The 16968-nt window shown below is 43.9% G+C and carries 16 protein-coding genes and 1 tRNA gene; 6 read left to right on the top strand and 11 right to left on the bottom strand.

What is annotated here, in order from left to right; genetic code table 11:
• Positions 1-103: 103 nt before the first annotated feature.
• From B2248_RS04055 to yihA, 5 genes are all read right to left on the bottom strand, one after another.
• Positions 104-180 (bottom strand) — tRNA-Arg (locus tag B2248_RS04055).
• A gap of 102 nt (positions 181-282) precedes the next feature.
• The gene (locus B2248_RS04050) at positions 283-2784 is read right to left on the bottom strand and encodes a glycogen/starch/alpha-glucan phosphorylase (RefSeq protein ID WP_007146958.1); all 2502 of its coding nucleotides are present in this window, start codon (positions 2782-2784) and stop codon (positions 283-285) included.
• A gap of 20 nt (positions 2785-2804) precedes the next feature.
• Positions 2805-3356: a c-type cytochrome gene (locus B2248_RS04045; protein WP_273178668.1), complete on the bottom strand. Its 552-nt coding sequence runs from the start codon at positions 3354-3356 to the stop codon at positions 2805-2807.
• Entirely contained in the window at positions 3322-4578 is a 1257-nt protein-coding gene (soxC, locus tag B2248_RS04040; protein ID WP_273178669.1) for a sulfite dehydrogenase, read from the bottom strand. Before soxC ends, B2248_RS04045 begins: the two co-directional genes overlap by 35 nt.
• 12 nt (positions 4579-4590) lie before the next feature.
• On the bottom strand, positions 4591-5217 hold the full coding sequence (gene yihA, locus B2248_RS04035; protein WP_040576641.1) for a ribosome biogenesis GTP-binding protein YihA/YsxC: 627 nt from the start codon (positions 5215-5217) through the stop codon (positions 4591-4593).
• Between the two features lie 91 nt (positions 5218-5308).
• Here yihA and B2248_RS04030 point away from each other — a divergent pair, with 91 nt between their 5' ends.
• From B2248_RS04030 to B2248_RS04015, 4 genes are all read left to right on the top strand, one after another.
• Positions 5309-5917 (top strand): c-type cytochrome, encoded by a 609-nt coding sequence (locus B2248_RS04030; protein ID WP_007146953.1) that lies wholly within the window; start codon positions 5309-5311, stop codon positions 5915-5917.
• 90 nt (positions 5918-6007) lie between these two features.
• Complete coding sequence (locus B2248_RS04025; protein WP_273178673.1) at positions 6008-8011, top strand: cytochrome c biogenesis protein ResB; 2004 nt, start codon at positions 6008-6010, stop codon at positions 8009-8011.
• Between the two features lie 42 nt (positions 8012-8053).
• The gene (ccsB, locus tag B2248_RS04020; RefSeq protein ID WP_273178674.1) at positions 8054-9211 is read left to right on the top strand and encodes a c-type cytochrome biogenesis protein CcsB; all 1158 of its coding nucleotides are present in this window, start codon (positions 8054-8056) and stop codon (positions 9209-9211) included.
• A 30-nt stretch (positions 9212-9241) separates the two neighbouring features.
• A complete protein-coding gene (locus B2248_RS04015) occupies positions 9242-9877 on the top strand; it encodes a thiol:disulfide interchange protein DsbA/DsbL (RefSeq protein WP_007146950.1) in 636 nt (211 codons plus the stop codon).
• A 30-nt stretch (positions 9878-9907) separates the two neighbouring features.
• Here the strand turns inward: B2248_RS04015 and mltF are convergent, their stop codons facing one another.
• Complete coding sequence (mltF, locus tag B2248_RS04010; protein ID WP_273178676.1) at positions 9908-11308, bottom strand: membrane-bound lytic murein transglycosylase MltF; 1401 nt, start codon at positions 11306-11308, stop codon at positions 9908-9910.
• A gap of 157 nt (positions 11309-11465) precedes the next feature.
• On the opposite strand from mltF, the gene yegQ reads away from it, so the two are divergent.
• Positions 11466-12812, top strand: a complete 1347-nt coding sequence (gene yegQ, locus B2248_RS04005; protein WP_273178678.1) for a tRNA 5-hydroxyuridine modification protein YegQ — start codon at positions 11466-11468, stop codon at positions 12810-12812.
• Here the strand turns inward: yegQ and tadA are convergent.
• Both tadA and waaA read right to left on the bottom strand, forming a co-directional pair.
• Positions 12809-13261: a tRNA adenosine(34) deaminase TadA gene (gene tadA / locus B2248_RS04000; RefSeq protein ID WP_040576640.1), complete on the bottom strand. Its 453-nt coding sequence runs from the start codon at positions 13259-13261 to the stop codon at positions 12809-12811. The genes yegQ and tadA overlap by 4 nt on opposite strands.
• Entirely contained in the window at positions 13254-14522 is a 1269-nt protein-coding gene (gene waaA / locus B2248_RS03995; RefSeq protein WP_273178681.1) for a lipid IV(A) 3-deoxy-D-manno-octulosonic acid transferase, read from the bottom strand. Before waaA ends, tadA begins: the two co-directional genes overlap by 8 nt.
• Positions 14523-14598: 76 nt before the next feature.
• On the opposite strand from waaA, the gene lpxL reads away from it, so the two are divergent.
• Positions 14599-15516 (top strand): LpxL/LpxP family Kdo(2)-lipid IV(A) lauroyl/palmitoleoyl acyltransferase, encoded by a 918-nt coding sequence (lpxL, locus tag B2248_RS03990; RefSeq protein ID WP_273178683.1) that lies wholly within the window; start codon positions 14599-14601, stop codon positions 15514-15516.
• On the opposite strand, the gene B2248_RS03985 is transcribed toward lpxL, so the two are convergent.
• The 3 genes from B2248_RS03985 to rplM form a co-directional block, all read right to left on the bottom strand.
• The gene (locus B2248_RS03985; protein ID WP_273178685.1) at positions 15517-15999 is read right to left on the bottom strand and encodes an acyloxyacyl hydrolase; all 483 of its coding nucleotides are present in this window, start codon (positions 15997-15999) and stop codon (positions 15517-15519) included.
• A 131-nt stretch (positions 16000-16130) separates the two neighbouring features.
• The gene (rpsI, locus tag B2248_RS03980; RefSeq protein ID WP_007146943.1) at positions 16131-16520 is read right to left on the bottom strand and encodes a 30S ribosomal protein S9; all 390 of its coding nucleotides are present in this window, start codon (positions 16518-16520) and stop codon (positions 16131-16133) included.
• A 12-nt stretch (positions 16521-16532) separates the two neighbouring features.
• Complete coding sequence (gene rplM / locus B2248_RS03975) at positions 16533-16961, bottom strand: 50S ribosomal protein L13 (protein ID WP_007146942.1); 429 nt, start codon at positions 16959-16961, stop codon at positions 16533-16535.
• Positions 16962-16968: the final 7 nt, after the last annotated feature.

Raw genomic sequence — 16968 nt, 5'->3', positions numbered from 1 at the left:
TACCCCAGATTTTCGGGCAAGTTTCCCAGCATTTGATATGAGAACGTTTGTCACGTCCACAGATAATGAGGAATAGGGTGCTTGAATGTTTTTTGTTTAAAAGTGGCGCGCCTGACAGGAATCGAACCTGTGACCCCCAGCTTCGGAAACTGGTACTCTATCCAACTGAGCTACAGGCGCGTGAAGTTGAGCCGAAGATTATACGGACTTTGCTGATAATCTGCTACGGCTCAAGAGGTGTTTAGCCAAGAGAGTCGTTAACACCCTCTTGGCCGCTCAAAATTAAAACCGTGGATTAATTTTTTCTAATTTCCAGATATCGTTGTTGTACTCTTCCATGGTTCTGTCGGTAGAGAACATACCACTGTTAGCACTGTTCATAATACTCATTGCTATCCAGCGTTCTTTGTCTTGATAGACTTCCGCTGCACGTTGCTGGGCTTCCACATAGCTATGGAAGTCTGCAACCGTCATCCATGGGTCATTGGGGCTGGTGAAAGCAGCAATAATGTCATCAAAAGCACCTTCTTCACATTGGTTGAAGTGGCCTGATTCTAACAAGTTGACGACGCGTTTCAGATCGGCATCATTATCAATAATAAACCGTGGATTGTAGGTGGGCTTGAGCTCAGTGACTTCGTCTTCAGTCAGACCGAACAGAAAGAAGTTTTCAGCGCCGGCTTCATCACGGATTTCAATATTGGCTCCATCCAGTGTTCCAATAGTCATCGCGCCGTTCATCATAAATTTCATATTGCCCGTACCAGAGGCTTCTTTACCGGCGGTAGAGATCTGTTCTGATAAATCAGCTGCTGGGCAAATCACTTCCATGGCTGAAACTTGATAGTTTGGCAAAAAGACGACTTTTAACAGATCGCCCACATCCGGATCATTATTCACTGTGCTGGCAACATTATTAATCAGTTTGATGATGCGTTTTGCCATGACATAACCTGGTGCAGCTTTGCCACCAAACAGTACGCAGCGCGGCGTCATATTTTTGGTATCGCCACGTTTGATACGGTCATAAAGGTGAATAACATGCAGAATATTAAGTAGCTGACGTTTGTATTCATGAATGCGTTTTACCTGAATATCAAACATAGCTTCAGGATTGAACTCAACGCCACAGCTATCTTTCACTAATTTTGCCAAACGTTGTTTATTGGCAAGTTTAGCGGCATGCCATTTCTTTTGGAAAGCCTTGTCATGGGCATAGGCTTCCAGTTTTTTCAGCTCAGTCAGTTGGGTAATCCAGTTATCACCAATGGTGTCTGTGATGAGTTCACTTAAGTCTGGATTACACCAGGCGAGCCAGCGGCGTTGTGTCACACCATTGGTTTTGTTGTTGAATTTATGTGGCCAGAGTTCGTAAAAGTCGTGGAATAAGCCTTTTTTCAGTAACTCTGAGTGTAAGGCCGCGACACCATTGATGGAGAAGCTACCGACGATGGCCAGATGAGCCATACGAACTTGTTTTTCACCGCCTTCTTCAATAATAGACATGCGTGCAAGGCGCGCTTTGTCTCCAGGCCAACGAGTGGCGACTTCACGAAGAAAGCGTGCATTAATTTCATAAATAATTTCCAGAATGCGTGGTAACAGACGACCAAACATATTCACCGGCCAGCGCTCTAATGCTTCTGGTAACAGGGTATGGTTAGTGTAGGCCATGGTGCTGGAAGTAATTTCCCATGCTTTTTCCCAGCCTAATCCATGTTCATCCATTAATAGACGCATCAGTTCGGCAACAGCCACAGTCGGGTGGGTGTCATTTAATTGGAAACAATTTTTCTCAGCAAAATTATCGAAGGATTCACCATGTGTCGTGACCCAGTAATCGAGGATGTCCTGCAGACTGGCCGAGGCTAAGAAGTACTGTTGGCGCAGACGAAGTTCTTTACCATTCTCACTGGCATCATTGGGGTAGAGCACCATGCTGATATTTTCAGCTTCATTTTTGGCAGCAACCGCTTCGGTATAAGAGCCTGAGTTGAAGTCTTCCAGGTTAAACTCATCGGTGGCACCCGCTTTCCATAAACGCAGCACGTTAACTGTGCCATTTTGATAACCGGGAATGGGCAGATCAAAAGGGATAGCCAGTACATCATTTGTGTTGACCCAGTGGACTTTCATATCACCACTGTCGGTTGGGTGATATTCGGTGTGACCGCCAAATTTAACCCGTTGGGTAAATTCCGGACGTTCCAGTTCCCATGGATTACCATCCTGTAACCAGTGATCAGGTTTTTCCACCTGAAAACCGTTTTCGATACGTTGCTGGAACATGCCATATTCATAACGCAGCCCATAGCCTGTAACGGGGAGTTGTAAGGTGGCACAACTATCTATAAAACACGCCGCTAATCGCCCGAGACCGCCATTACCGAGCCCGGCGTCGTGTTCCATTTCGATTAAATCTTCAAAGTTTAAATGGAGTTCATTGAGTGCTTTGGTCGTTTCTTTTTCTAAACCGAGGTTTAGAACCGCATTGCCCATGGCTCTACCCATAAGAAATTCCATTGACAGATAATAAGCATGTTTACACTGCTTTTCTGCATAGGTGTGCTTAGTATGCTTCATGCGGTTGAACAGCCGGTCTCTTAATGTCAGTGCCAGTGATGAGTAGAGGTAATGACCTGAAGCACAACCTTTATCCTGAGCTAAGTGTGTACCGTAATAACGTTTGAAATCTTTGATAAGAGCATCGCTATTCATCCCTAGCTTTTCGGTATTGAATAATTCTGGGGCGGGGTTAGCAGTACATGCGTAACGTGGGCTCATAGACAGATCCTTAAATTATTTCAGCGTTTGTTTGGATAGACGGGAGAAAACCCATCCCGATTAGGCATCTTTACCTGAGGTAGTGTGACTTCATTGAGTTCCACATCGTTCTTGAGTATATCATCCTGATTTAAAATATAAGCGCAAAGTGCGTAGATTTCATTACTTGTTAGAGAAAAAGGGGCTGATGGTGGCATCGCACGACGAATATAGTCGTAAAGTGTTGTTGCATAAGGCCAATAACTGTTTACCGTTTTCTCTGGATACTCCTCGGTTAATGAACCGACATCTCCGACCAGAGGCATTGCGCTGGCGCCTATAGCACCAAACCCATGACAGCTTGCACAGTGTTGTTTAAACAGTTGCTCCCCTTGCTGTGCATTACCATGCCCTGCGGGTAAGTTTTTTCCATCCGGTGTAATAGTGAGGTTCCATGCTGATTGCTGCGATGCTTGTTCAGCATTTTTGCCCAAAGGCTGAAAGAGTGGCTCGGCGACAAGTGTCGCAGGAAATAGTAAAACAAAGATGAGATATCTATTAAAGATAGATATGACTAATCTGACCGTCTTCATTAACTTCCCAACTGACAATAGCGTTGTAGTGGAAAAAACTGTTGTCTCCACGTTCGGTGATAAGCGCTTCACGAGTCGGTTGCTGATAACCTGTTTCATCCGTTGCCCTGCTTTGTAATACGGCGTATTGACCTTGCCACTGCCATGGCAGACTAAAGCGGGTGAAGGCTTTATCCAGAATTGGGGCCTGGAGCTCAGCTTCCACCCAGGTTTTACCACCATCAGCTGAGACATCGACTTTGCTGATTTTGCCATTACCCGACCAGGCAAGCCCAGTAACTTGGTAAATACCTGGATTATCCGGCAGTGTCATACCAACTGAAGGGCTGGTAATAAGAGACTTGGCTTGCATGGGAAAACTGAATTGCCTAGCTTTACCGCTAGGTAATAAGTCAGTGTACTGAGCCGTTTCATCACGGGTCATCGCAGGCTCTTCAACTAATGTTAATTGCCTTAGCCATTTCACATTGACGATGCCTTCCCAACCAGGCAGCAACAACCGGACAGGATAACCATTTTCCGGTCGCAGGCGTTCGCCATTCTGATACAGCGCCAATATTGCATCGTTCATTAGTTTTTCAATAGGAACGCTGACATTGAGTGCGGCACCATCGGCGGCTTCTGCTATCGCCCATTTCGCTTTCGGCTGGACACCACATTCATTTAATAAAAGTCTGAGTGGCACACCGGTCCATTCAGCATTAGAAACAAGTCCGTGCACATAACCTGCAGCAGATTGGATGGGAGAACTACGCCAGCCAGCATTACTATTACCGCCACATTCTATAAAGCAGATTTTTGTGGTTTGTGGATAACGTTTTAAGGCATCAATCGAAAAGGTTAAAGGGGTATCGACTAAACCGTCTATCATGATTTCATGTGTCGATGGATTGATATCAGGCACACCATTATGATGACGTTCATAATGCAGGCCGTTAGGAGTAATGGTGCCTTGTAACTCTTCTAAAGGTGTCCAGGAGACACCGTTGCCAGGCACATTGGGGTTGGCCGATATCCAGCGAATGATATCTTTTTCGTAAATAGAAGGCTGCCCATAATTACTAAAGTTAGCGCCTGGTTTTAGCATCGACTCAGGCAGTATCTGCTGGAGTTCAGTTAATGATGACTGCGCTTTAACGGGTAAACTAAAGCCAAGAAAAACACTACTTAAAGCCGTGCCTTGAAGAAACTGACGTCGGCTTTTAAGTCGTTGTTTGCTCATGGCTAATAAGATCTAGTCAACAGTAGGGGGGATCGCATCATCAGTGACTTCAAACCAGTCATCTAGCTTTTGAATAGCTTCCTCTTTACCAGATTTGTTGAGCGAGGAAAAAAGCTGCACAGAAGCTTTTAATGACAGTTTTTGCAATTCATTTCTTACAGATAATAAGCTTTGTTTACCGGCACCTTTTTTGAGTTTGTCAGACTTAGTCAGCAGTATATGAACCGGTAAATCCGCCTGATTAGCCCAGGTGAGCATTTGTATATCAAATGGCTTCAATGGATGACGAATATCCATCATTAGCATCATTCCCCGCAAACACTGACGTGTTTCTAGATATTGAGCCAAAGTATGCTGCCATTTTAACTTCATTTTTTCAGGGACTTTGGCATAGCCATAGCCGGGAAGATCGACTAAAGCTCGCTGATCATCAAAGCTGAAGAAGTTGATCATTTGTGTGCGACCTGGCGTTTTACTTGTCCTTGCTAGCGCGCTGATGCCTGTTATGCAATTGATTGCACTGGATTTTCCGGCATTTGACCTGCCAGCAAACGCAACCTCATACCCACTATCTTCCGGTAGCTGGGACAGCTCGGTGGCACTGCCGTTATAATAAGCTTTTCTATATAGTTGTGACATGGAACCATTTTGGGTGAAAAATTATCCTAATAAGAGTAGCATACCCAAAGTTCTCGATGATGATTTAGCTTAGTTTTCAGGTAATAAAATAATGAAAAAATTATTGAAGATGGTCATGCTTGGCGTGGCAGTTACGATGAGTGCTCAGGCAATGGCGGCTGGTGATATTAACGCTGGTAAGCAAAAAGCGGCTGTTTGTGCGGCTTGCCATGGTACAGATGGAAATAGTTTGTCAGATGCCTTTCCTAAATTAGCCGGACAAAATGCCGGATACCTCGAAAAACAATTAGCTAATTTTAAAAGCGGTGAGCGTCAAAACGCATTGATGGCACCGATGGTGGCGAATTTATCAGAGCAAGATATGGCCGATTTAGCGGCCTATTTTGCCAGTAAAAAAATGGCGCCTGGTGCCGTTTCTGAAGATTTAGTCGAAGCTGGTGAAAAAATCTTCCGTGCGGGTAATAAAGAAACTGGCGTTCCTGCGTGTATGGCATGTCATGGTCCAAATGGTAATGGTGTGCCAGCAGCAAAGTGGCCTAAATTATCATCACAATACAGCACCTATGTGGAAGCTCAACTTCATGCTTTTGCTAAAGGGGAAAGAGCCAATGACCCTAACGGCATGATGCGTGATGTGGCTAGCAAAATGAGTGAAGCTGAAATTAAAGCGGTTTCTGCTTATGTCTTTGGTTTGAAATAATCGTCACATTTTCTCTGCATAGCTAAGTCTGTTAGCTATGCAGAGAATATTAAAAAATCGAGTAACGGAACTCGTTTCAAGGCTCACCCCATGTCACAAAATCAGGATTCATCAGTTTCTCATCGCAGTTTCGCTTGGCGGGTTTTCCACTTTTTAGGTACGATGGAATTAGCGATCACTTTATTGATCACCCTAGCTATCGCCTCTGTAATCGGCACCGTTCTTCAGCAAAACCAACCCTATCCTGATTATCTTATAAAGTTTGGCCCGTATTGGTTTGACGTTTTTGAAAAGCTGGGCTTATATGATGTTTACAGTGCGATTTGGTTTTTAGCCATCCTAGCTTTACTGGTGATCTCGACATCCGTATGTGTGTTTCGTCACGCGCCTTCAATGTTCAAGGATATGTTCAATCTGAGAACCAATGTGCAACTGAAATCGTTACGGTCAATGCATCATCGTAGCGAATGGGAAGTGCCTCAGCTTCAAGCACAAACGGTAGAATCTCTTCAATCTACACTCTCATCCAATGGTTACAGAACTCGAATAACGGATAAGAATGGCAGTATTTTAGTCTCTGCAATGCGCGGTGGCATGAATCGTCTTGGATACATACTGACGCATGTGGCGATTATTGTTATCTGTGTAGGCGGTCTGTTTGATAGCAACTTACCATTAAAACTTGCCGAATGGCAGGGGCGCATTCATGTTGAAACGCGTAATTTACCCTTGCCACAAATTCCAAAAGAAAGCCGTCTTCCTGTCGGTCCGCAAGCCTTCAGAGGCAGTGTCAGTATTCCGGAAGGCAGAGCAGCGAGTGTCGCTTATCTGGCCATGCGTGATGGGTATTTAGTGCAAAACTTGCCTTTCACCATCGAAGTAAAAGAGTTTCGTATAGAACATTACCCAACCGGGCAGCCGAAGTCGTTTGAATCTGATTTGGTCATTCATGATCCCGATTTGAAAAAGCCACTTGAGGCGACGATTGCGGTCAACCACCCACTTATCTATAAAGGTTATGCCATCTACCAGGCCAGCTTCGGTGATGGTGGCTCTGAGCTGACATTAAAAGCATGGCCTTTGTTTTCAGAAAAAGGTGAGCCCGTCAGCTTGCAGACAAAAGTCTTTGATACTCAGCAAATGTTGTGGGGTGATAAAGAAATGCAGCTTGAAATCACCGACTTTAGACCCTTCAATATCAATCCGGATCCTACCGAAGATAATCCGCAGAATGTACGCAATTTTGGTCCAAGCGTCGGATTCAAGCTTCGAGCCCCTACCGGTGAAGCACTGGAATATCAGAATTATATGAATCCGGTAGAACGTGATGGCAGATATTTTTATTTAAGTGGTGTGCGTAGCTCACCAGCAGAGGAGTTTGCTTATCTATATATACCTGCTGATGATAATGACGGTCTGGAAGGCTTCTATCATTTCCTGAAACGATTACATGATGAAACCGTGGTTAAGCAAGCTGCTGAAGAAATGAAACAAGCTACGCTTGCCAGCCTAAAAACGACGGATGATGACGTATTAGCACAAAGTTTACAAAAAACATTGGAAACCTTGGTTGAGATGTTTAACCGCGGTGGTTTTGGTGAAGTGAGTGACTTTATCGAAAAAACCTTACCAGAATCCGAGCGTGATGCCTTAGCTCCAGCTTATTTAGCGATGTTAAGAGAAATGTTGGGCCGTATTTACTTTTCAGGCTTGGATTTGCAACAAAATGAGACAGTTAATCAGTCTCAGATTTTGTTTCTACAGGATGCGATTGACGCGATAGGCAGTTTACCGCGCTACGGTTCTCCCGTGTTTTTGCAATTAACCGATTACCATCAAATTCAGTCAACAGGCATACAAATAGCGCATGCGCCAGGAAAAAGTATTGTCTATTTAGGCTGTGCATTCCTCATCGCGGGTGTGTTTTTATTATTTTATTTACCACAGCGACGTTTCTGGGCCTGGGTTACTGAAAAAGAAGGTAAATCACAAATTTATCTGGCGGGGATGACGAATAGAAACCCTCGCGAATTTGATAATTATTTTGAGGATATCAAAGCAAAACTTCAGTCAGAGTCGCGGAACTCTGACTAAGCATGATGTTCTTAGTTTCTGCTATGGGATGAGGCACAATATATGACAGCACACCTCTCAACAATGAACTCGACGCAACAGACACCATGGGCAGCCTGGTTCTGGCGTGTGTTAATGGTATTAGTTAGTGTCGGTTTAATAGGTACTTATTACGAGATTCTCGATTATTATGAAATTACCATCATTGCTCTGACAGCAATCGGGATGGGTTTTCTTGGACAATATTGGCCGGGGTTTCGTTGGCACAGCCTGGTAGTTGCAGCGCTTAGCTTGATAGCTGTTTCATTGTATGGCCAAAACCTGCAAGCGGGAGAATCTAACTTCTGGCTCAATTACATACTTGCCAGTCAGTCTGCCTTTATGTGGATGAGTGCTTTATTTGTGATGGCGACGTTGACGTATTTCGCTGGCAATATTTTTCGTTCCGGTTTTACAGAAAAAGTCGGTACCGGCTTAACCTGGGCAGCGGTTACGATGGGTATGATCGGACTTATGGTGCGTTGGCGTGAGTCATATCTGCATGGTGCGGATATTGGCCATATCCCTGTCAGTAATCTGTATGAAGTCTTTATTCTTTTTTCGGTAGTGACTGCTTTGTTATATCTGTTTTATGAACGTCGTTATCAAACCCGTAGTTTGGGTGGCTTCGTTTTATTGGTGATTAGCGCCGCGGTTATTTTCCAACTCTGGTATAGCTTTGAACGAAATGCTCATGAGATTCAGCCGCTTGTGCCAGCACTACAAAGCTACTGGATGAAAATTCATGTGCCTGCCAATTTTATTGGCTACGGTGCTTTTTCCATGGCAGCGATGATAGGTGTGGCCTATTTGCTGGTGGTATGGAGACAGCAGGTTAATCCTGACAGCCGCTGGGTTAAGGCGATGCCTGAATTAGGTCTGATGGATGACTTAATGTACAAGACTATTGCTTTGGGTTTTGCTTTCTTCACTCTAGCAACTATTTTAGGTGCCTTATGGGCGGCAGAAGCCTGGGGTGGTTATTGGTCATGGGATCCCAAAGAAACCTGGGCATTAATTGTCTGGCTGAACTACGCTGCTTGGCTTCATATGCGTTTAACGAAAGGTTGGAACGGGAAACCTATGGCATGGTGGGCAATCGTTGGGTTATTCGTGACCTTATTTGCCTTTCTTGGTGTCAATATGTTCTTAAGTGGCCTTCATTCGTATGGCACATTGTAATAATTAATTGAAAATAAAGGATACTCAACGATGATGAAATTAATGAAAACCCTTGCGACAGGACTATTTTTAGGCCTGGTTTCAACGGCAGCTTCTGCTGTGCCGATGAATTTCGTTGAAGGCACCCATTATTTTCCGACTACTGAGAAACTAGCGACACCAGACGATAATAAAATTGAAGTCGTTGAAATGTTTTCTTACACGTGCCCACACTGCTTTAAATTAGAGCCTGAAGTGGATGCCTGGAAAAAAACATTGCCAGAAAATGTACACTTTGTGAAAGTGCCTGCGATTTTCCGTGATAGCTGGTTAGAGTTGGCAAAAGTGTATTATGCCGCTGAAGCTATGGGTAATCTTGATAAAATTCATTCAAAATTATTCAATGCGATTCACGTTGAAAAACGCCGTTTAACGTCTGAAGATCAACTGCTTGATTTTGTTGCTGAGCAAGGTATTGACCGTGAAGAGTTCAAGAAAACAATGAATTCTTTCAGTGTGAAAGCAAAAGTCAAAAAAGCGCTTGTCATGAGCCAAACGTCAGGTATCACAGGCGTACCATCTTTTATTGTTAATGGTGCTTATCGTACGGATGCCAGTACAGCGGGCGGGGTACCTGAGTTATTTAACGTTGTGAATTTCCTGATAGAAAAATCATCTGAGAAGTAATAGAAAAAAGCCCGGTTCACCGGGCTTTTTTTATAAGGCTGCAGGTAATTTTTCGTCTACATCAGGTATAGATGGTGCTGCAGGCGTGGTCATATCTTCATGATGTAAGATGATATTTAAATAACGACGTGTATTTTGTACATATCTCACCGGCTCACTGCCGCGAGCATAACCATGTTTGGTTTTTGAGTACCATTTTTTCTTTGATAGTAATGGCAGGCTTTCTCTGACATCTGACCATGAGTCCGGATTTTTACCAATGCTTTGGGTGATCACTCTGGCATCTTCAAGATGGCCAAGACCTGTATTGTAGGCAGCTAAAGCAAACCAGGTACGGTCAGGATCTTTTATACGTTCGGGCAGGCGACTATATAACGATGCTAAGTAAGCTGCACCAGCGAAGATACTTTGTTCTGGATCTTCTCGATCGGTCACGCCGAGCTGTTTTGCTGTAGATCGCGTTAGCATCATCAAACCTTTTACGCCGGTGCTTGAAACTGCCTCTGGATTCCAATGCGATTCCTGATAAGCCATGGCCGCCAGAAGATGCCAGTCAAAACCATATTCATCTGCTGCCGCTTTGAATAAGTCTTTGTATTGTGGCAAATGCGTTTGAATACGACGATGAATGGCACGCGTATCGACATAATCAAAGCGACGAATATGGCCATAGTATTTTTCTATCAACTTATCCAGTTCACCAGAGGCTTCAATATCATGGAAAAAATCCACTACCTCAAGATAAAGTGATTCATCATCTGTGGGTGCCATAGCCCAAGCTAATGGCTGAGGGTCAGAAATATCAAAAGCGACACGCAGTTCGGGGAAGAGTGACTGATTTGCTGACATTTCATTCGAGTCAACGATGGTGTAATCAATCAGTTCTAATTGCACCAGTTCGAGTAAGCCTCGACTGTCCAATTCTTTATTCTCGCGCCAGGAGAGTTCTGGTATTTCTTGTTGTAATGCCTGTAATTGTTCTACATGACTACTATCGGCTACGACTTCCAGAGTGCCGTTGACGATATCAGTAATATCTTTCGGCCTGATATTGCCATGTTTATAGACGAGCTGCTGTGTGACTTCATGATAAACAGGGCCAAAGCGTAATAATTCTTTACGCTGTTCGGTAACGGTTAAACCGGCGGCAGCAATGTCTGCGCGGCCTTCTTCAATCATATGCAGCATGGTGCCGAGATTTTCAGGCACAATGACTTTGAGTTTGACACCCAGGCGATCAGCAAAGCGTTCAGCAAGCTCATATTCAAAGCCCGCCAGAGCATCATTGCCCTTAACGTAATAGCTGGTAAGGCTGTATCGGCTTAGCACGCGCAACTCGCCTCGCTCTTTTATTTGATCGAGTTGGGGTGGAGCTTCTCCACATGCCGTTAACATGGCCATAGCAAGTAGAGAAATGATCAATCGTCTCAATGAGCTTCCTCAATGTTTTACCAGGCAAAGATTATTACTTTATATTGAGTTGAATGCATCCGTTATCGATCTGTATTTGTGATGAGACTACTGTTTTTATTGGATTTTTATAGATTTAGATTATAATTATCCACTTTTTTTCTATGGGAAATCATCGATGAATGCGCCAGAATTATTATTACCCGCGGGCAGTTTGCAGCATATGCGCTATGCCTATGCTTATGGTGCCGATGCGGTTTATGCTGGCCAGCCGCGCTATAGTTTGCGGGTGCGTAATAATGATTTCCATAAACTGCCTGTTTTGCAACAAGGTATTGAAGAAGCCCATGCTTTGGGTAAGCAGTTCTTTGTGGCAAGTAATCTGATGCCACACAATGCAAAAATTAAAACTTATATGGCGGATATGGAACCGGTGATTGAAATGCAGCCAGATGCATTGATTATGGCCGATCCTGGTTTAATCATGATGGTACGTGAACGCTGGCCAGAAATGCCGGTTCATTTATCTGTACAAGCCAATACCGTTAACTATCAGGCAGTGAAATTCTGGCAATCTATGGGGTTATCCAGAGTGATCCTTTCACGCGAATTATCGTTGGATGAGATTGAAGAAATACGCCAGCTTTGTCCTGATATGGAGCTGGAGGTCTTTGTTCATGGTGCCTTATGTATTGCTTATTCAGGACGTTGTTTATTATCTGGTTATTTTAACCATCGAGATCCTAATCAAGGCACATGTACCAATGCCTGCCGTTGGGACTATAAAACGCATGCCAGTGATAATAATGATGATTCGCCACAGAAAATTGAGTTTAACGCCTTTGATGCGATGAATCAGCACAGTTTTTCTGATTGTGGCGGGCAAGAGAGACACCCTCTGGCAGATGAAGTGTATTTGATAGAAGAAACAAATCGGCCTGGCGAGTTGATGCCGATTTTTGAAGATGAACACGGCACCTACATCATGAATTCAAAAGATCTCCGGGCAATTCAGCATATCGAGAGATTAGTGAATATTGGTGTTGATTCACTGAAGATAGAAGGTCGTACCAAGTCCGTCTATTATGTTGCCCGCACCGCTCAGATATATCGCCAGGCGATTGATGATGCACTGGCTGGCCGTCGATTTAACCCTGAGCTCATCGGTCAACTGGATAATCTTTCAAACCGCGGCTATACCGATGGCTTTTATCAGCGACATCCGACTCAAGAACAGCAAAATTATTTACATGGTTATTCCAGTAATGAGCGTCAACAATATGTTGGTGAAGTTTTGGCGTATGATGCTGACAAGCAGTGTCTTGAGATTGATGTAAAAAACCGGTTTTCTGTCGGTGATAAATTAGAGCTGGTTATGCCTGAAGGAAACAAAACGCTGATACTCGATAAGTTATTAGATAAAGAACGTCATGATATTGAACTGGCGCCTGGTAGTGGTCACAAAGTCTATATTCCTTATCAGGGGGATATCCCTGAGAAAGCATTACTTGCTCGATATCTTTAACGTCTTGCTCTGAAAAAGTTTTTGATGAGCTGGCTACTTTCTTCTTTTAAAACATTTGCTGTGCATTCGACCCGGTGATTGAGATTAGGTAAGGCAAAAGCATCTATGCAGCTACCGGCAGCGCCTGTTTTAGGTTCTGCTGTTGCGTAGATACAGCGAGCGATACGGGCATGAACAAGTGCGCCAGCACACATCATGCAAGGTTCAAGGGTGATGTAAATTTCAGAGCCTGGCAAACGGTAATTTTGCATCGTCTGGCAGGCCTGTCTCAAGGCAACAATTTCAGCATGTGCCGTGGCATCCTGGCTAGCAATGGGTTGATTCCACCCCTGGCCAATGATTTGGTCATCGAGGACAATAATCGCACCGACAGGGACTTCACCTTGAGCTTCGGCATTACGGGCAAGCGCTAATGCTTTCTGCATCCAATAATGGTCTTTTTCAGACATGAATATTGTATTTAATTAAGTTGAGTAAACGTTGGCTGCCGCCCTGACTTTGCTTGATTAACTGTTGTCCGGCTTCACCCATAGCGGTGCGTTTTGGAGGGTTTTTTAATAATTCGATCACCGTTGTAGCCAGCATTTCTGCATTATCTACCTGGATAGCTGCCTGAGCAGTAATAAACTGCTGTGTAATTTCAGCAAAATTAAAGACATGAGGTCCCACGATCACCGGACGAGATAATGCGGCTGGTTCAAGGATATTATGTCCACCCGTTGGAACCAGACTGCCTCCAACAAATGCGATATCAGAGCAGGCATAAAATATAGGGAGTTCACCCATACTATCAATGACAAGGATCTGAATATCTCTCCGACAGAGACCATTTTCGCTGCGACGAAGAATTTTGAAGCCAGCACGTTGGCAGAGAGCCGCTACTTTATCAAATCGCTCTGGATGTCGAGGAACAATAATTAACAATAAATCTGGCACCTGAGCACGGATTTGGCGTGAGGCATTAAGAACAATTTCATCTTCACCTTCATGTGTACTGGCGGCAATAAAAACTGAGCGGTTCCCCCACATTGATCGAATGGCTTCAGCTTGCTCGACAATAGTAGGAGATAAATTGACTTCAAATTTGAGATTACCGACAGCATGCACTTTATCTCTATCGGCGCCAAGCTCTATAAAACGCTCACGATCTTGTTGAGCTTGGGCAGCTATCACGGTAAAGCTTTGTAGAATTTCTCGTGTTAGAGAAGGGATGCGCTGATAACCTTTTAATGAACGCTCAGACATCCTTGCATTGGCCAACACCAACGGAATATTTTGCTTACGGCAATGATGAATAAGATTGGGCCATAACTCAGTTTCCATAATGACACCAAATACAGGCTGGATAGCCTGTATAAATCGACGCATAATGACCGGCAAGTCATAGGGTAGATAACAGTGAATAACGTTATCTGCATATAATGCTTTTACCCGAGTGCTACCTGTCGGTGTCATTGTTGTAATGAGGATCTGATGCTCAGGGTACGTAGATTGGATTCCTGCAACCAAAGGCCGACAGGCCTCAACTTCCCCCATGGAAACGGCATGTACCCAGATAACTGACTTACTTTTATTGACGCTCGGCAGGGTGATTGCAAACCGCTCATCCCAACGTTTGAAGTAAGCACTGGCTTTTGTGCCTCGCCACAACAGACGCAGTAGGATAAAAGGTACAGCTAAAGTAAAAACGATATTATAAAAAACTCTCAAATCAGACTCATAAAGCAGCGAAAAGTAAGCAGGAATGATAGCATAGGCGCTACTTTGTGAAAGCAACAGAACCTGAATGAACATTTTCCAGAAACAATTTCTACATCCCCGCTTTTGGTTAAGTTGGCTGGGGCTGTTACTTATGCGTTTGTCAGTGTATTTGCCAGCCAAATTACAATATCGTATTGGTATGCTGCTCGGTCAGTTGATGCAACCCTTTATGCGTTCAAGAGCAAAAGTGGTGCGACGAAATCTGGAGTTATGTTTTCCAGAGATGAGCGATGCTGAACGAGAATATCTCGTCAAGAAAATCCTTAAAAATACAGGCATGATGATGATCGAAACCGCGATAAGCTGGTGGGCATCTGATAGGCAACTTCGCCGACGTGTCACTTATGAAGGGCTAGAGCATTTAGAAGCGGCTAAAGCAAAGGGAAAGGGAGTTATTTTGCTAACAGGGCATTTCACCAGTATGGAGATTGGTGGTCGGTTAATTATGTTACAAACCCCGGCTTATGTGATGTTCAGACATCTTAAGAACCCCTTATTTAATGCCGTTATGATGCGTTCACGAATTTACCATAGCGAAGGTATTGTAATGCGGGATGATGTCAGAGCCATGTTGCGCGCATTACGTAAGAATAAAGTTGTCTGGTATGCGCCTGATCAAGACTTTGGCCCAAGAAATAGTATCTTTGCCAAATTTTTTGGTGTGACTGCGGCCACCATTCCTGCAACGGCCAGAATGGTAAAAATGACAGGGGCAGAAGTGGTGCCATTTGTGCCTAAACGTAATTCAGATGGTAGTTACCATATTCAAATTTTCCCTGCATGGGAGGCATATCCATCTGGCGATGATATCGTCGATGCTCAACGTATAAATGACTGGATTGAGTCTCAAATTCGACAGATGCCCGAACAATATTTCTGGTTACATCGTCGCTTTAAAACTCAACCCGACGGAAAAGGGCGTTTATATAAGAAAGTCAGATAATTAAAAGCTATAGCTTAAAATTAATGATTCTGCACCAGGATTATTCTCACCGATATTAGCGTTGGATAGATGATATAAACCTAAGCCAAGTCGACTTTTATCACTAAACTGATAGGCAAGTTCGGCACCTGTTCTGAACTCAATATCGTAACCTAAATCAACCCCTCCACCTTGTTCATAAGCCGCAATAGCGAAGTTGGGTGTCAGTATCCAGTTGTTGTTGAGATAAATGTCATATCTCACACCAGCATAGCCCCAATAACCACCATCAGAAGTCAACGTTGCTCCAAGGGTAGGAATCAAATTAAAAGCCGACGCTTGTGGGGAAAATCGATATTCAACACCTATCTCAGCAGCAGTATTATCATCGAAAACCTCAAAGGCACCCACAGACAAAGCCATTTGTGATTCTTGTTCTGCGAAAGCCATAGAAGGGAGAAGGAGGGTGAGTGCAATTGAGGCGTTACGAAGATGTTTATTCATCGTTGGGTTCCATGCCAGAATTTAATAAAAAGGCTTTATAACATGCCTATTATTTGTGAGGCAAGAATCCCAGCCATAAAAAAAGGCCACCCAAGGGTAGCCTTCTTTCGATCTGCAAAAGCAGCCAACAATTAACGTTTTGAGAATTGAGGACGTTTACGTGCTTTATGAAGACCAATTTTCTTACGTTCAACGGCACGAGCATCACGAGTGATAAAGCCTGCTTTACGCAATTCAGCTTTTAATTCGTTGTCGTATTCGACTAATGCGCGGCTGATACCGTGACGAATTGCACCGGCTTGACCATTATTACCACCACCACGAACGGTGATTTTCAGGTCAAATTTTTCAAGCATGTCAACTAACTCTAAAGGTTGACGAACAACCATGCGAGAAGTTTCACGACCGAAATAATCTTCCAGTGTGCGAGTGTTAATTGAAATGTTGCCGCTGCCTGGTTTCAGGAATACACGAGCTGTTGAGCTTTTGCGGCGACCTGTAGCGTAGTATGAATCTGCCATGACAATATCCGATTAGATTTCCAGCACTTTAGGCTGTTGAGCTGTATGAGGGTGTTCTGCGCCAGCGTAAACTTTCAGTTTGCCGAACATCGCGCGACCCAGCGGGTTTTTAGGAAGCATACCTTTGACAGCCGTCTGGATAACACGCTCAGGTGCTTTGTCGAGTTGTTTTTCCAGCGAGATAGACTTGATACCACCGATATGACCTGTGTGGTGATAATAAATTTTATCTTTCATTTTGTTACCAGTTACACGCAGTTTTTCAGCGTTGATAACAACAATGTAATCGCCAGTGTCGACATGTGGTGTGTAGATAGCTTTATGCTTTCCACGTAAACGACGTGCGATTTCAGTAGCCATACGGCCTAATGTTTTGCCGTCAGCATCAATAACGAACCAGTCACGACGAACTTCTGCTGGTTTTGCACTTATGGTTTTCATCCGCGAG

Origin of the sequence: Methylophaga sp. UBA2012 (assembly GCF_002335235.1) — a bacterium.
GTDB classification, from domain to species: domain Bacteria; phylum Pseudomonadota; class Gammaproteobacteria; order Nitrosococcales; family Methylophagaceae; genus Methylophaga; species Methylophaga thalassica.
Note: the sequence above shows the minus strand (reverse complement) of the source record. Positions and strands in the feature narration are given on the sequence as shown.

Coding starts and splice junctions, on each gene's coding strand:
- B2248_RS04050 (WP_007146958.1), bottom strand. CDS start 2,784: ATGAGCCCACGTTACGCATGTACTGCTAACCCCGCCCCAGAATTATTC.
- B2248_RS04045 (WP_273178668.1), bottom strand. CDS start 3,356: ATGAAGACGGTCAGATTAGTCATATCTATCTTTAATAGATATCTCATC.
- soxC (WP_273178669.1), bottom strand. CDS start 4,578: ATGAGCAAACAACGACTTAAAAGCCGACGTCAGTTTCTTCAAGGCACG.
- yihA (WP_040576641.1), bottom strand. CDS start 5,217: ATGTCACAACTATATAGAAAAGCTTATTATAACGGCAGTGCCACCGAG.
- B2248_RS04030 (WP_007146953.1), top strand. CDS start 5,309: ATGAAAAAATTATTGAAGATGGTCATGCTTGGCGTGGCAGTTACGATG.
- B2248_RS04025 (WP_273178673.1), top strand. CDS start 6,008: ATGTCACAAAATCAGGATTCATCAGTTTCTCATCGCAGTTTCGCTTGG.
- ccsB (WP_273178674.1), top strand. CDS start 8,054: ATGACAGCACACCTCTCAACAATGAACTCGACGCAACAGACACCATGG.
- B2248_RS04015 (WP_007146950.1), top strand. CDS start 9,242: ATGATGAAATTAATGAAAACCCTTGCGACAGGACTATTTTTAGGCCTG.
- yegQ (WP_273178678.1), top strand. CDS start 11,466: ATGAATGCGCCAGAATTATTATTACCCGCGGGCAGTTTGCAGCATATG.
- tadA (WP_040576640.1), bottom strand. CDS start 13,261: ATGTCTGAAAAAGACCATTATTGGATGCAGAAAGCATTAGCGCTTGCC.
- lpxL (WP_273178683.1), top strand. CDS start 14,599: ATGAACATTTTCCAGAAACAATTTCTACATCCCCGCTTTTGGTTAAGT.
- B2248_RS03985 (WP_273178685.1), bottom strand. CDS start 15,999: ATGAATAAACATCTTCGTAACGCCTCAATTGCACTCACCCTCCTTCTC.
- rpsI (WP_007146943.1), bottom strand. CDS start 16,520: ATGGCAGATTCATACTACGCTACAGGTCGCCGCAAAAGCTCAACAGCT.
- rplM (WP_007146942.1), bottom strand. CDS start 16,961: ATGAAAACCATAAGTGCAAAACCAGCAGAAGTTCGTCGTGACTGGTTC.